This is a genomic window from Nonomuraea sp. MG754425 (assembly GCF_021699195.1).
Lineage (GTDB): Bacteria > Actinomycetota > Actinomycetes > Streptosporangiales > Streptosporangiaceae > Nonomuraea.
In genome coordinates this window covers 1-13,987 of sequence record NZ_SSXE01000239.1, presented here as the reverse complement: position 1 = coordinate 13,987, position 13,987 = coordinate 1, and the positions used below count along the sequence as shown (strand labels likewise).

The window sequence follows — 13,987 nt, the reverse complement described above, 5'->3', positions numbered from 1 at the left end:
CGCCCCCTGTCCGCCCGCCCCGGCCCGGCTCTCCGGGGTCTCGACGCGGAAGCGGGGCAGCGAGCCCGGGTAGTTCTCCCGGACGAACTCGACCAGGAACTCGCGCACGTCGCACTTGAGATCCCAGGAGGACGGGGCGTCGGCGGCGCTCATCAGGGCGCGCAGTTCCACCAGGCCGTTCGGCAGCACGTCGGTGACCTGGAGCGTCCAGTCCTTCTGGTCCCACAGCGGACTGCCCTGGAGGAACCCGTACAGCGCCTCGCGTAGCTTCGGCACCGGGACCGACCAGTCCACGCGCAGGAACACCACGGCGAGCACCCGGCTGCCGTGACGGGTCCAGTTCTCGAACGGGTTCTGGGTGAAGTACGACACGGGCAGCACGAGCCGGCGCTCGTCCCACAGGCGCAGCACCACGTACGTGAGCGTGAGCTCCTCGATGCGGCCCCACTCCTTCTCGACCACGACCACGTCGTCCAGCCGCAGCGCGTCGCTGAAGGCGAGTTGCAGCCCGGCGAGCATGTTGCCGATGGTGGGCTGGGCGGCGATGCCGACGATGGCCCCGGCGATGCCGGCCGAGGCGAGCAGACCGGCTCCGAGCGCGCGGACCTGCGGGAAGGAGAAGAGCATCGCGCCGACCGCGACCACGATGACGATCGCCGCGGCGACCCGGCGGACCAGCCCGATCTGCGTCATGATCCGCCGCGCCCGCCGGTTGTGCTCCCCCTCGACCAGCACCAGCCGGTCGAGGATGCCGTCCGTCAGCGCGTACGTGGCCTGCACGATCAGCCAGGTGACCGCGGCGATGGTGACCAGGCCGAGCACCTGCTCGACCGAGCCGGCCGCGCCGCGCTGCTCCGGCGAGGTGCCGAACATGTCCGGCCCGAACACCAGGTTGACCGCCACCACGATGCCCACCGAGTACGCCGGCCACGTGCAGTGCTCCACCAGATGCCGGGCGAGCGCCCATTTCCGGCCCGCCTTGTTGAGGACCCGCCGGGCCACCCACACGATCAGGATCGCCCCGATCACCGAGACGACGAGAATCGGCCACAGCGCCGGAACCTGCACGCTCATTGCCCCCAAAGTCGTTGAACGTCTCGCCAACGATCACATTTCCCGCAACCGCCCCTTGATACGCCGCGAGCCGCCCCTTGACTCATACGATCGGCTCCCGCACGCCCGGTGACTCCGGAAACATGGGCAATCCTCCGGCCGCCCCCGATCAGCGCGCGTCATGTCCGTTCAGTGGCCGTTGCCGCAGCTTCCCCAGCACGTCGTGGCCTTGGTGGAGTCGAGCAGGCCGAGGTCCCGCAGCACGGCGCGGGTGCGGGCCACCTCGGTTCTGAGCCAGCGGGCGAAGTCGTCGCCCAGGAGCGGGATCGGCAGCCAGCCGGCCGCCCGGCAGGCCGCCTCCCACACGCTGGACCCGGTCACCTGCCCGCACATGCGCACGGCCGCGTCGCGATCGGCGTCCGACATCTTCTCGGGCCCGAACGCGGCCGTCCAGTCGGCGAAGTCCACCCGCACGCCGCACTCCAGCAGCGTCGGCACGTCCAGGTCGGGCACGCGCTGGGCCGAGGAGACCGCGAGCGCCCTGACCTGGCCGCGGCCGATGGCCGAGCGCCACTCGGTCAGCGGTCCCGCGACGGCGACCGCCTTGCCGGCCAGCAGCGCGGACGCGGCCCCGCCGCTGCTGGAGTAGCCGGTGTAGTCGACCTGCCGGCCGTCCGCGCCGAGCGCCCTGGCGATCAGGCCGAACAGCAGGTGGTCGGGCTCGCCCTGCGGGCCGCCCGCCAGCGGGGTCCGCCCCGGGGCGGCGAGGAGGCCGGCGCCGAGGTCGTCGAAGGCTTTCAGGGGCGAGCGGTCGGACACGACCACGACCTCGACCTGACCGCTGAGCCTGGCCAGCGGGGTGGCGGTCTCGACCAGGCTGCGGCCCTTGTTCAGTTCGGCGGCGGCGAGCGCGGCCAGGCCGGTCACGGTGATCACGGGGGCGTCCGCCCCCGGCGACGGGCCGTGGGTGGCCGTCGGGCGAGCGCCGGCCGGCACCTCCGCCTCGGCCACCTGGCGTCCGTCCGGCGTGAACCCCATGGTTCGGGCCGCGTCGGCGAACGCCTTCCCGGCCCGATCCCACCGATGCCCGCTCGCGTGGATCAGGAATCCGGTACGCAGCACGCCGCCCGCCCGCTCCGTGCCGCACCCGGCCACGCCGGCGGCCATGCCGGCGGCGACCCCGAGCCCGCAGGCCAGGAGCCGCCGCCGGCCCATGCGCTTCTCCCCCGAACCCCCCATTACTCCAGGTTATTAACCCATTACAGCCCGCTGCACACCGGGGTGGCGTTCGCCACCCAAAATCGCCATTATTCGCGATTTTTCGTGATTTTCCGACTTAATGGACTTTCTTCGCAACTCCGGCCATGAGGGACGCCGGCAACGACCAGTCCCCCACCAGCTTGGGCCGGTCCGGACGCCAGTCGGTGGCCTGCACCAGCCCCGGTGGCTCCAGCGGCCAGCCGCCGAAGAACGCGCGGATCCGCGCCGGGGTCCGGTCGGTCCCGCCCCCGGAGGACCGGCCCCGGCGCGGACGGCCGTCCCGCTCGTCGTCCTCCAGCCGGGCCATCGTCGTGACGTGCGAGACCACCAGGAAGCCGCCCGGCGCCAGCCGCTCGCGCAGCACGGCCACCGCCCGCTCCGGGTCCGCCGAGTCGGGCAGGAAGTGCAGGATCGAGACCAGCAGCACCGCGATCGGCCGGTCCAGGTCGAGGAACTCACCGGCCCTGGCCAGCACGTCCTCGGGCTGGAGCAGATCGGCCTGGACGACCCGGGCCCGGCTCGGCGCGTGCCGGAGCAGGCCCGCGGCGTGCGCGGCGACGACCGGGTCATGATCGACGTAGACGACCCTGGCCTCCGGGGCCACCTCGTGCGCGCTGCCCTGGGTGGGCAGCCCGCTGCCGAGATCGAGGAACTGGTCCACCCCGGCGCGGGCGACGTAACGTACGGCACGCTGAAGGAAGGCCCGGTTCGCGCGGGCCAGCGGGACCGCCTCCGGGATCAGCTCTGCGAGCTGGTCGATGGCCTGACGGTCGACCGCGAAGTTGTCCTTCCCGCCGAGCATGTAGTCGTACATGCGTGCGGGATGAGGCATCTGGTGGTCGAACTGCCGCACACTTTGAATTTAGGTGGTATCCAGCCGGATAACACTACCCTGAGGAGATTGTGGCTGAATTTAAGCCGGTTATTCGACCGTAACGCTCTTGGCGAGATTGCGCGGCTTGTCCACGTCGCGGCCCAGCGCCACCGCCGCGTGGTACGCCAGGAGCTGCAACGGGATCGTCAGCAGGATCGGGTCGAGCTCGATCTCGTTCCTGGGGATCACGATCACGTCGTCGGCCAGCTTGGGGCCCGGCTCGCGATGGCCGACCATGAGCACCTGGCCGCCCCGGGCGCGGATCTCGCCGAGCGTGGTGAGGTTCTTGTCGAGCAGCTCGTCGTCGGGCACGATCGCGACCGTCGGCATGTCGGGGCCGATCAGCGCGAGCGGCCCGTGCTTGAGCTCGCTGGCCGGGTACGCCTCCGCGTGCACGTAGGAGATCTCCTTGAGCTTCTGCGCGCCCTCGCGGGCCACCGGGTAACCGCGCACCCGGCCGACGAACATCATGCTCGGGTGCGGCGCGTACTTCTTGGCCAGCTCGGCGATCTTGTCGCCCTGCTGCAGGATCTGCTCGACCTGGCCGGGCAGCCGGCGCAGGCCCTCCACGACGCGCCGCCCGTCGGCGGGCGACAGGTCGCGCACCCGGCCCAGGTGCAGCGCGAGCAGCGCGAACGCCATCGACGTCGAGGTGAACGCCTTGGTGGAGGCGACCGAGACCTCGGGGCCCGCGTGCAGGTAGATGCCGCCGTCCACCTCGCGGGCGATGGCGCTGCCGACCGCGTTGACGATGCCGATCACCCGGCCGCCCTTGCGCTTGAGCTCCTGCACGGCGGCCAGGGTGTCGTAGGTCTCGCCCGACTGGCTGATCGCGACGTAGAGGGTGTCGGGGTCCACGACGGGGTTGCGGTAGCGGAACTCGCTGGCCGGTTCGGCGTCGGACGGGATGCGCGCCAGCTCCTCGATGAGCTGCGCGCCGATCTGCCCCGAGTAGTACGCGGAACCGCAGCCGATGATCTTCACCCGGCGGAACGAGCGGGTCTCGCGGGCGTCCATGTTGAGGCCGCCGAGGTGGGCCACGTGGAAGCGCTCGTCGAGCCGGCCGCTCATCGTGCGGGTGATCGTCTCGGGCTGCTCGGAGATCTCCTTGAGCAGGTAGTGCTCGTAGCCGCCGGTGTCGTAGTGGCCGGCGTCCCAGTCGACGGTCAGCGGCTCCTTGGCCGTCTCGCGGGCGTCGCTGGCGAAGGTGTGGAAGCCGTCGGCCTTGAGCACGGCCAGCTCGCCGTCCTCCAGGTGCACGACCTGGCGCGTGTAGCGGACCAGCGCCGCCACGTCGGAGGCGGCGAACATCTCCTTCTCGCCGATGCCCAGCACGATCGGGCTGCCGTTGCGCGCCACGACGACCTCGCCGGGACGCTCGGAGTCGATCACGGCGATGCCGTACGTGCCCACGACGCTCTTCAGCGTCTTCCTGACGGCCTCCTCCAGCGAGTCGTTCTCGTCGACCGCGTGGGCGATCAGATGGGCGAGGACCTCGGTGTCGGTCTCGGAGACGAACACCACGCCGTCGGCCTCCAGCTTGGCGCGCAACTCGGCGGCGTTCTCGATGATGCCGTTGTGCACCACCGCGATGCGCTCGTCGCCCGACAGGTGCGGGTGCGCGTTGACGTCACTCGGCACGCCGTGCGTGGCCCATCGGGTGTGCCCGATGCCGAGGCCGCCCTTGAACCTGGCCGGCACCACCTTGGCCAGGTCCGCCACCCGGCCCTTGACCTTGCGTACCTTCAGTCCTTTGTTGGACACCACGACCCCGGCCGAGTCGTAGCCCCGGTACTCCAGCCGCTGCAGGCCCTCCAACAGGATGGGCGCGGCGTCCTTGGGGCCCACATAGGCCACGATTCCGCACATCGAGGTCTCCTCTTATCCGTAAACGATCCGGCGTAGCTGCCTCAGAGACAGCTCGGGAGCCGCCACGCGGCGACTCCGTAACTCGGCGGCGATCCGGGGGAAGATCTCGTCGTTGGTGAAGCCCCTGGACTTCAGCTCGCCGTGGCGGCGGCGGACGTACTCCTCGGCGGACTCCGAGAAATAGGCCAGCACGTCGGCCACGACGCGGGCGGCCTCCCCAGGGCCGAGCGGGCTCGTCCTCGTGAGGTGCGCGATGAGATCTTCGTACGGATGCTGTGCCGTGGACACAGACGAGGACACTACGGCCCTGGAGCGAGACACGCCAACATCCTGCCCGATATCGGGCAGGAAATGCTTCCAACGGACGAACATGCGGCAATCAGCGGGCTTCCGGGCGGTTCCGCAGGCATTCCACGCCCCCGAAACGGGGTGCGCGTACGAGCCGGAAAGGCTCCCGATCAGAGGGCGGAAGTGCGGCCCCAGCCCCTGCCCAGACGCCGGCAGGCGAACGCCCCCGCGGCGAGACCAGGCCCGTGAGCAGCGCCGCCGGCCCGAGCGTGCCCGGGATGTCGCCCCTGACCGCCGCCTGGAGCATGGTCGTCGCCCAGTAGCCGGGCGAGATCGGCGCGACGGCCCGCGCCCACTCCGGCATCAGCGCGTACGGGACCAGCGCCCCGCCCAGGGCGCTGACCGACAGCGCGACGATGTTGCACAGGGTGCTGAGCTCGCCCTGGCCGCGCACGACTCCGGCGATCGCCGTGCCCGCGCAGAGCAGGGCGAAACTCCACACCGTCACGGCCAGCGCGAGCGGCCAGATCACACCCGCCGGACGCATGCCGACCGCCAGCACCCCGTAGACCAGCAGCACGGCCTGCTGGACGAGCAGCACGGCGAAGACGGGCAGGGCCTTGCCGATCATGATCTCGGAGAGCCTGGCCCTGGTGGCGCGCAGACGGTCCCAGGTGTGCCAGGAGCGTTCGGTGAGGGTCGCGGTGGCGACGTCGGCCATCGACAACACCGAGAACATCACCAGCAGGCCCGTCACGACCTGCGCGGGGTCGCCGAGCATGCCCTTGAAGATCAGCATGAGGACCATGGGCATGATCAGGTAGCTGACGAAGTGGGCGGGGTCGCGCCGCCGCAGCAGCACGTTGTGCCCGGCCAGCACGACGACCCGCCGCAACGAGAACGCCCCGCCCTCACGACCGGAGCGCGGACCGGACCCGGGACGCGCGCCGGCCCCGGGGCGAGGCTCGGGCCCGGCGCAACGGCCCGCTTCGGACCGACCGCCGGGCTCGGAGTGGCGGCCGGGCTGGGGATGAGGGCGAGGCTCGGGCTGACGGCCGGGCTCGGGGCAACGGCCCGGTTCGGGCCGAGCACCAGGTTCGGAGTGCGGGCGGGGCTCGGGCCGACTGCCGGGTTCGGGCCGACCGCCGGGTTCGGGGTGGCGGCCGGGTTCAGGTGGCGCGGTCATGGGACAACTCCCGGTACAGGTCGTCCAGGGACGGCTGGCGAATGTCGATGTCGCGTACCGGCCGGTCGAGATCGCGTAGCAGGGCGGTCAGGGTCGCGGTCGGGTCGGTGGTGGCGACGGTGATCTCCGCGCCGCCGTCCACGGTCACCCGCACCTCGCCCGGCAGGTCCTTGAGCAGTTCGGCGGCGGATCCCCGGGCGATCACCCGCCCGTTCGCGGCCACGGCGACGGTGGCGGCCAGTTCGGTCAGCTCCGGCAGGTAGTGGGTGCAGTAGACGACGGCCGCCCCGCCGTCCGCCCGCCTCCGGACGGCGGCCGGCAGCGCGGCGCGCGTCTCGGGGTCGGCGCCCGCCGTGGGCTCGTCGAGGAGCAGCACGTCGGGGTCCGGCAGGAGCGCGGTGGCGGCCTGCACGCGGCGCTGCTGGCCGCCGGACGTCCGACGGCGTGCGGGTGGTCGACTCGATCTACCAGGCGCTGATCGAGGCGGGGGTGCCGGAGGCGGAGGTCCCCCGGGTGGAGCGGCTGGTGAGCACGTTCGTGCTCGGGTTCGCGATCTCCGAGGTGAACGGGCGTTTCTCCGGCGCGTCGAACGAGGTGCGGGCGCGGCGTGGCGACGAGGACGCCGCCGCACACCGGCGGTTGGCGGGGCATCTGAGGGTCGATGACTGGGATGCCGAGTTCGCCGCTGATCTGGCTGATCTCATGCGTATCATCCGACCCGTCTGACACATCCCTTTCATGGGAACAGTTACGTTGAGTAGTCACATCGTGACGTTCCTGGGGAGATGTTCATGCAGCTCTGGCCTGCCGCCGTCCTGGCCGCCGGTGTTCTCACCGCATCCGCCGGCCCCCTGCCCGCCGCCGGCGTTCCCGGCGGACGGGCACTCTCCGCCCCGGCCGCTCCGGGGCGGCAGGCCGACTTCGCGTCGGCGGCGCGCGAGCACGGGGTGCCGGAGAGCGTGCTGCTCGCGGTGGCGTACCTGGAGTCACGGTGGGACGCGAACGGCGGGCGGCCGAGCACGGCGGGCGGTTACGGCCCGATGCACCTGGTGGACGCACTCCCCGGTGGTGCCTCCGTGGGAAAGTCCGCCGGAACCGCGATCGGGGACGCGCACGGCGACCCGCGCGGGGACGACGCCCGCCCGATGCCCCGTACGCGCACCGAGGCCATCGCCCGCGCGGCGCTGCGCATGTCGGCGACGCCACCCCGTACGACGTTGCCCGAGGCCGGACGGCTCATCGGCGTGCAGCCCGGACGCCTGCGGACGGACCCGGCGGCGAACATCCGCGCCGGCGCCGCCCTGCTGGCCTCCTACCAGGCCCGTCCCAGCGCCGACCCGGCCGACTGGCACGCCGCCGTCGCCCGGTACGCGGGCACGGACGACCCGGCGGCCTCCCGGGCGTTCGCCGACGAGGTGTTCTCGGTGATGCGGGAGGGGGCGCAGCGCCGTACCGACGACGGACAGTTCGTGCGCCTCACCCCCGTCCCCGACCTGCCCCTACGGGCCGCCGGGCGACCGGACGGCGAGCGGGCCGAGGCCGTCACGCAGGCCGACCCGGACGCCCGTCCGGCAGCGCCCGAACTGGAGACCGACGGCGACGCGCCACCCGTCTCGAACGAGCAGCACGACACCGACCGCGCCGGCACCGGCCCGAACCGCGACACCTCGGATGAAACCGTCGGCGCGGAGGACGAGTCCTGGTGGGACACCGAGGCGAAGGAACAGTCGGCGAAACAGACCTCGGGGCAGACGGAGTGCCCCTCCTCCCTCGCCTGCGAATGGATGCCCGCCGCCTTCGAACGCTTCGGCAAGAAGCCGAACCGCGACTACGGCAACCACGACCGCCTGGCCCGCAAGCGCGCCGTCGACTACATCGTCATCCATGACACGGAGGGCGGCTACCAGGGCATCCCCAGCATGATCCGCAACCCGAAGTACGTGAGCTGGCACTACACGATCCGCTCCAGGGACGGACATGTCGCCCAGCACGTGCGCACGAACGACATCGCCTGGCACGCGGGCAACTGGGACGTCAACACCCGCTCGATCGGCATCGAGCACGAGGGCTACCTGGCCAAGGGAGGCGCCTGGTACACGGAGGCGATGTACCGGGCGTCGGCCCGGCTGGTCAAGTACCTGGCCGGGCAGTACGACATCCCGCTCAACCGGGCGCACGTCCTCGGCCACGACAACGTGCCGGGCACGACCCCGCAGACGGTCGCCGGCATGCACGAGGACCCCGGCCCGTACTGGGACTGGGCGCACTACTTCGAGCTCATGAACAAGCCGCTCAAGGCGGCCAAGGGCGGCGACTCCGTCATCATCCGGCCCTCGTACGCGGCCAACGACGCGCGCTTCACCGGCTGCGTGACCACCAAGCCCGGCCACTCGTGCCCCGCGCGCGGGGCGGCGTCCGTCTGGCTGCACAAGTCGCCGAGCGAGACCGCTCCCCTGGTCACCGACCTGGGCAAACACCCGGGCAAGCCGAGCACCCGCAGCGTGTACGACCACAGCGCCCGCGCCTCGACCGGCCAGCGCTACGCCGTCGCGGAACGGCAGGGGGACTGGACGGCCATCTGGTACCTGGGGCAGAAGGCGTGGTTCCACAACCCGGCCGCGAACCCGACCGCCGTCCCGGCCAAGGGCCCGATGGTGACGCCGCTGTCGGGCGCGGTGAAGGTGTACGGGCGGGCCTACCCGGAGAAGTCGGCCTACCGGAGCGCCGCGTACCAGCCGCTGGTCCCGCTCAAGTACAAGATCCCGCCGGGGCAGACGTACACGGTGGGTGACACCGTCACGGGCTCCTACTACGCCGCCAATGCCTTCTCGCCGTCCAAGCACGTCACCACGACGGGCAAGACCCGGTATCACCAGATCCAGCTCGGACACCGGGTGATGTTCGTGATGGCCAAGGATGTGCGGTTGATCGGCTGAATTTCACCCTGACGGGGCCGCGCAGTGCGCACGGGCACTCCCCGGAGACGATATGGTTTTCCCGTGGCCCGGCTTGCACAACCGGGTTTCACGCGGAAGTGGCTCAGTGGTAGAGCATCACCTTGCCAAGGTGAGGGTCGCGGGTTCGAATCCCGTCTTCCGCTCGGAGCGAGACTCCTGGTGGAGTGGCCGAGAGGCGAGGCAGCGGCCTGCAAAGCCGTCTACACGGGTTCAAATCCCGTCTCCACCTCGGTGACCGGCGGACCCTCCAGGATCCGCTAAAGTAAGTGCAATGCCATGCGGAAGTGGCTCAGTGGTAGAGCATCACCTTGCCAAGGTGAGGGTCGCGGGTTCGAATCCCGTCTTCCGCTCTGAGTGCTAACTCAATATCGGACGATTAGCTCAGCGGGAGAGCGCTTCCCTGACACGGAAGAGGTCACTGGTTCAATCCCAGTATCGTCCACCACAAACTCCGACCAGGAGTTCCCCACCCCACCTCATGGCAGCCCTGCCAAGGGGTGGGGTTTCTTGTTGCCCGAGGCTGCTTTGGGCCGTTCTCAGCGCCGGCTTGGTGATGACCTGTCCCGTTACGGCAGAAGGTCAGGGCAGCTCGCGAGCAGCAGCACCTTGACGCTGCGCGTCCGTCGCGTGACTCTTGGGGCTCACGGCGTTGACCAGGAGGGCGAATCTCGTGCAATCCTACGGCGATGCAGACGACCTCTCTCTAACCTTCTACTGCAAGGACCCCAACTCCAATCAGGACAACGAGTGCGAGACGTTCTACCGGACAGATCGCGGGTCCTGGCTCGTACAGCTCAAAAAACGCGGTCCCAGCGTAGGGGCGCAACTCATCGGCCTCGGGGAAGACGAGACGTTCGGGGAACTCTCCGAACGCACCATGAACAGGTTCGTCCGCATGTACGTGAGGGAGCGCTATGGAGTTGATCTCTCCGAAGGAACGGGCTGATCTGGTCAATGGCATCAGCCGGGAAGCACTTCACGTCGAGATGCGCGACAACTACGGCATAGACGCGGATCTGTTCGCCAACTGGCAGGCGGGTGACCGAGAGGAAGTCCCTCGCATCCTCAAACCGTGGTGTGACCGGGTCAGGACTGGAATCGCAGAAGGAAAGACGTACCGCCGCGTGTGCGTGGTGTCGGAGCCTCTTTCGGCCTATCAGCGGTGGTGTTTCGAGGCGACGAATGGCCTCAAGGTCGAGGCCGGGGAGGACCTGCGCTGGGTGCCGCGACGGCTGACCTCGACGTTGAGCCTGCCGGGCAACGACTTCTGGCTGCTCGACGGTGGGGCGGTCGTGTTCAACGTCTTCGATGGAACGGACCGGCGAGCCGAGATTCAGCTCTACCGGGACCCCGCCATTCTGAAGCGCTGCGCTGACGCGTTCGCCACGCTGTGGGACCTGGCCATCTCGCATGGCGACTACCGGCCCGCCTGACAGCGGTTCCGCCCTTGTCCGAACAAGACCAACTCCGAAGCGCCCGTCAGGCGTTCGGGCAGAGGCTACGCGGCCTGCGCCTGGTCGCCGAGCTCAACGGCCGTCAGCTCTCGGCTCGATCCGGGATGCGCGGCTCCAAGATTTCCCGGATCGAGCTGGGACGGCAGAATCCCACAGAAGACGACATACGTGTCTGGTGCCATGCGTGCGGTGCAGAAGACCAACTCCCCGAACTGATAGCCGCACACCGGCAGATCGATGAGATGTGGGAGGAGCACCGGCAAGCGATGCGTGCCGGGCTCAAGCAGCAGAGCGAACGTGTCAAGCCGCTCTACGAACGGACCAGGCTGATACGTGCCTACGAGCCGCAAACCGTTCCCGGGTTCCTGCAGACACCGGGGTACACCCGGGCCGTGATCGAAGACGTGTCCCGATTTCACGACCTGACCGACGACATAGACCAAGCCGTCGAGGGACGGCTGAACCGCTTGCGCATTCTCGAGTCAGGCATGTGCGGGTTCTCGTTCGTCATCGAGGCCGGGGCGCTCTATGCCCAGCGTGGCAGCGTCGCGGTAATGCTGGAGCAGTTCGACTACATCGATCACGCGGCCAGGTTCGCGAATGTGGCGCTGGGCATCATCCCGCTCGGCCGGCTCCGGACCATCTGGCCGGGAGAAGGGTTCTACGTCTATGACGAGTCGCTGGTTCGCAGCGAGCATTGGACCGGGGGCTATCGCACCAAGCGTCCCAGCGAGATAGCGACGTATCTACGGATCTTCATGCTGTTGCAGTCCCAAGCCGTCTACGGCGAGGCCGCACGCGCGGAGGTGGCGGCCGCACGCCGGTTGCTGCAATCTCGGGAAATCGCATAGCCCCAGCTCTGGCCAGGCTCCTACGGTCATTGCCAGGCCGCCGGGACAGGCAGGCAGCCCCGGCAGAGCCCCCGGATCTCCCACGGGGTCGGCCGTGACGGAAGGCGACACATGAAGAATCCCCGCACCCTCATCTCGTCCGACCTTTTCGGGAAGCTCGCAGCGCGGGTGGGCAAGGACGAAGGCATCGACCTCACGCTCGCGGAGCGCATCGTCGAGCAGACCTTGGTGTTCCTGGTGGCCTGTGGCCAGAACCCCGGTGCCAAGCTCGCCCCGTCGAACGCCACGGACCCCGGATGGCACGCCTTCATCCTGCACACCAAGGCGTACACGGAGTTCTGCGAGCGGGTGGCCGGTCGGTTCATCCACCATCTACCGATCACGAACGAGGACATCCGTTCCGGGAACGCCCTCGCCCGTACCCTGCGGGCGCTGGAGCGCACCGGCTACCGGGTCGATCGCGACCTCTGGCAGCGCACTCCCACCTGCATGAACACCTGCAACCACCCGTGCCATGACAGTGACGACGACGACGGAGACGAGGACGACGGGAAGTGAGGATGCCCGCGGCGGACATCGACTGGGACGATCTTCCGCTTGGCCTTGTGCGGGCTGTGCGGAAGCACACAGGCAGGGTGACCGGTTCGCGGTCGGCCAAAGGGGTTCGGTCGGACTACGCCGCGACCCTGGAGACTGCCTCCGGTCCGGTGTTCGTCAAGGGCGCGGGTCAACCACTGTTCGCCGCCTCTCTGGCGCACGAGGCGGCGACAGTGGCCTTCGTGCCGGGCATCGCTCCCCGCCTGCTGTGGCGTATCGACGCGGCGGGCTGGGTGATGCTCGGCTTCGAGCATGTGGAGGGTCGGCACGCGGACTACCGTCCCGGCTCGCCCGACCTGCCGTTGCTTGCCCACGCGGTCACACAGTTGGGGCAGGTTCCCCTGCCGGAGCACGTGTCGAAGAGAGTGGAACGGCACTACAACGGTCTGCCGGCCATGTCCGGAAACCATCTCCTGCACACGGACCTGCACCCTGCGAACGTCCTGGTCTCGGGGGATCGAGCCGTCCTGGTGGACTGGGCTTGGGCGTGCAAGGGGGCGGCATGGGTGGAGCCTGCCATGCTGGCCTTCCGGCTGATGGCCGCCGGTCACTCCGTCGAGGGCGCGGAGGACTGGGGACGAGGGCTGGCAACCTGGCAGGACGGCACGGCGCTGGACGAATTCGTGATCGCCAACCACCGATCCTGGCGTCGGGCGGCCGACCTCGATCCCCTGGACTGGAAGGTCCGTGCGGCCGGCATGGCGCACCAGTGGTCCGTGCACAGGCGACTGGCCAAGGACTGACCACTTCTCCGGCGTCGGCCGTCGCGGGGGGACCGCATGGCGTGACCCCTACTGGCCGGCTGGGGTTCGGTTGTGGGGGTGGCGGAGTTACGCTGGTGTCGGTGTAATTCCAGGTGCGGCGGTGACAGCCCGCCGGTTTCGCCCTGCGGGCGGAACGACCCGGTGTGATTCCGGGGCCGCGCGGTGATACCCCGCCATCTCTCGGGCCGTCCCAGGCCCCTGACGGACGTGGCCGTGTGCTCGTTTCGGAGAAAGGGATGGCTCATGTTCAGCGGATGCGTTCAGGAGATCGGGCGGGTCGAGTCCGCCGAGGACGAGCGGATCGTCGTACGGGCGCCCAAGAGCGTGGCGGAGGTGCGGGCCGGCGGATCGCTGGCGGTGGCGGGGGTACGCGTCACCGTCGAGGAGATCGACGACGGCGCGGTGGCCGCGACGGTGACGGCCGAGACGCGGCGGCGCACGACGTTCGACGAGATCGGCGCCGGTCAGGAGGTCAACGTCGAGGTGCCGCTGGCCGTGGGTGACCGGCTCGACGGGCACCTCGTGCAGGGGCACGTGGACGCGGTCGGCAAGGTCGTCGGGGTCGAGGAGCAGGGCGCCGGGCTGCGGGTGTGGATCAGGCCGCCCGCCCGGTTCGTCGCGCGGGTGGTCGCCAAGGGGTCGATCGCCGTCGACGGGGTGAGCCTGACGGTGGCGGAGGTCGTCCGCGATCGGTTCTCGGTGGTGCTGATCCCGGCCACGATGGCCGGCACGACACTGGGCTCGCTGAGCGTCGGCCAGCGGGTCAACCTGGAGTCCGACCTGGTCGGACGGCTGGTGGCGGCGCGGCCCGCCGCGGCGGCGGCCGACGTGGCG

The 13,987-nt window shown here is 69.9% G+C and carries 14 protein-coding genes, 4 tRNA genes and 1 pseudogene; 12 read left to right on the top strand and 7 right to left on the bottom strand.

The window, feature by feature from the left end:
- The 7 genes and pseudogenes from FAF44_RS47155 to FAF44_RS55420 all read right to left on the bottom strand — a co-directional run.
- Nucleotides 1-1,074 (bottom strand): mechanosensitive ion channel family protein (locus FAF44_RS47155; RefSeq protein WP_237109985.1); only part of this gene is annotated, 1,074 nt, incomplete at its 3' end.
- A 168-nt stretch (nt 1,075-1,242) separates the two neighbouring features.
- On the bottom strand, nt 1,243-2,292 hold the full coding sequence (locus FAF44_RS47150; protein ID WP_237109984.1) for a tripartite tricarboxylate transporter substrate binding protein: 1,050 nt from the start codon (nt 2,290-2,292) through the stop codon (nt 1,243-1,245).
- 97 nt (nt 2,293-2,389) lie between these two features.
- On the bottom strand, nt 2,390-3,166 hold the full coding sequence (locus tag FAF44_RS47145; protein ID WP_237109983.1) for an SAM-dependent methyltransferase: 777 nt from the start codon (nt 3,164-3,166) through the stop codon (nt 2,390-2,392).
- 69 nt (nt 3,167-3,235) lie between these two features.
- A complete protein-coding gene (glmS, locus tag FAF44_RS47140) occupies nt 3,236-5,056 on the bottom strand; it encodes a glutamine--fructose-6-phosphate transaminase (isomerizing) (RefSeq protein ID WP_237109982.1) in 1,821 nt (606 codons plus the stop codon).
- 12 nt (nt 5,057-5,068) lie between these two features.
- On the bottom strand, nt 5,069-5,344 hold the full coding sequence (locus tag FAF44_RS47135) for a hypothetical protein (protein WP_237109981.1): 276 nt from the start codon (nt 5,342-5,344) through the stop codon (nt 5,069-5,071).
- Between the two features lie 91 nt (nt 5,345-5,435).
- On the bottom strand, nt 5,436-6,239 hold the full coding sequence (locus FAF44_RS47130; RefSeq protein ID WP_237109980.1) for an ABC transporter permease: 804 nt from the start codon (nt 6,237-6,239) through the stop codon (nt 5,436-5,438).
- Nucleotides 6,240-6,513: 274 nt separating this feature from the next.
- Nucleotides 6,514-6,960 (bottom strand): annotated as a pseudogene (locus tag FAF44_RS55420) (ABC transporter ATP-binding protein); the annotation flags it as partial.
- A gap of 14 nt (nt 6,961-6,974) precedes the next feature.
- Between FAF44_RS55420 and FAF44_RS47120 the strand changes: the two are divergent.
- The 12 genes from FAF44_RS47120 to FAF44_RS47065 all read left to right on the top strand — a co-directional run.
- The gene (locus tag FAF44_RS47120; protein WP_237109986.1) at nt 6,975-7,256 is read left to right on the top strand and encodes a hypothetical protein; all 282 of its coding nucleotides are present in this window, start codon (nt 6,975-6,977) and stop codon (nt 7,254-7,256) included.
- A gap of 65 nt (nt 7,257-7,321) precedes the next feature.
- Nucleotides 7,322-9,466, top strand: a complete 2,145-nt coding sequence (locus FAF44_RS47115; RefSeq protein ID WP_237109979.1) for an N-acetylmuramoyl-L-alanine amidase — start codon at nt 7,322-7,324, stop codon at nt 9,464-9,466.
- A 92-nt stretch (nt 9,467-9,558) separates the two neighbouring features.
- Nucleotides 9,559-9,630, top strand: a tRNA-Gly gene (locus tag FAF44_RS47110).
- 15 nt (nt 9,631-9,645) lie between these two features.
- Nucleotides 9,646-9,716: transfer RNA gene (locus FAF44_RS47105), tRNA-Cys, on the top strand.
- Nucleotides 9,717-9,765: 49 nt separating this feature from the next.
- Nucleotides 9,766-9,837: transfer RNA gene (locus FAF44_RS47100), tRNA-Gly, on the top strand.
- A gap of 20 nt (nt 9,838-9,857) precedes the next feature.
- Nucleotides 9,858-9,932, top strand: a tRNA-Val gene (locus tag FAF44_RS47095).
- A gap of 225 nt (nt 9,933-10,157) precedes the next feature.
- On the top strand, nt 10,158-10,433 hold the full coding sequence (locus FAF44_RS47090; RefSeq protein ID WP_237109978.1) for a hypothetical protein: 276 nt from the start codon (nt 10,158-10,160) through the stop codon (nt 10,431-10,433).
- Nucleotides 10,402-10,920: a DUF6879 family protein gene (locus FAF44_RS47085; RefSeq protein WP_237109977.1), complete on the top strand. Its 519-nt coding sequence runs from the start codon at nt 10,402-10,404 to the stop codon at nt 10,918-10,920. Before FAF44_RS47090 ends, FAF44_RS47085 begins: the two co-directional genes overlap by 32 nt.
- A gap of 14 nt (nt 10,921-10,934) precedes the next feature.
- Nucleotides 10,935-11,792: a helix-turn-helix transcriptional regulator gene (locus FAF44_RS47080; RefSeq protein WP_237109976.1), complete on the top strand. Its 858-nt coding sequence runs from the start codon at nt 10,935-10,937 to the stop codon at nt 11,790-11,792.
- Nucleotides 11,793-11,903: 111 nt separating this feature from the next.
- Complete coding sequence (locus FAF44_RS47075) at nt 11,904-12,350, top strand: hypothetical protein (protein WP_237109975.1); 447 nt, start codon at nt 11,904-11,906, stop codon at nt 12,348-12,350.
- A gap of 2 nt (nt 12,351-12,352) precedes the next feature.
- Entirely contained in the window at nt 12,353-13,132 is a 780-nt protein-coding gene (locus tag FAF44_RS47070) for a phosphotransferase (protein WP_237109974.1), read from the top strand.
- 264 nt (nt 13,133-13,396) lie between these two features.
- The coding region (locus FAF44_RS47065) for a riboflavin synthase (protein ID WP_237109973.1) at nt 13,397-13,987 on the top strand (591 nt) is incomplete at its 3' end.

Coding starts and splice junctions, on each gene's coding strand:
- FAF44_RS47115 (WP_237109979.1), top strand. CDS start 7,322: ATGCAGCTCTGGCCTGCCGCCGTCCTGGCCGCCGGTGTTCTCACCGCA.
- glmS (WP_237109982.1), bottom strand. CDS start 5,056: ATGTGCGGAATCGTGGCCTATGTGGGCCCCAAGGACGCCGCGCCCATC.
- FAF44_RS47075 (WP_237109975.1), top strand. CDS start 11,904: ATGAAGAATCCCCGCACCCTCATCTCGTCCGACCTTTTCGGGAAGCTC.
- FAF44_RS47070 (WP_237109974.1), top strand. CDS start 12,353: ATGCCCGCGGCGGACATCGACTGGGACGATCTTCCGCTTGGCCTTGTG.
- FAF44_RS47085 (WP_237109977.1), top strand. CDS start 10,402: ATGGAGTTGATCTCTCCGAAGGAACGGGCTGATCTGGTCAATGGCATC.
- FAF44_RS47150 (WP_237109984.1), bottom strand. CDS start 2,292: ATGGGGGGTTCGGGGGAGAAGCGCATGGGCCGGCGGCGGCTCCTGGCC.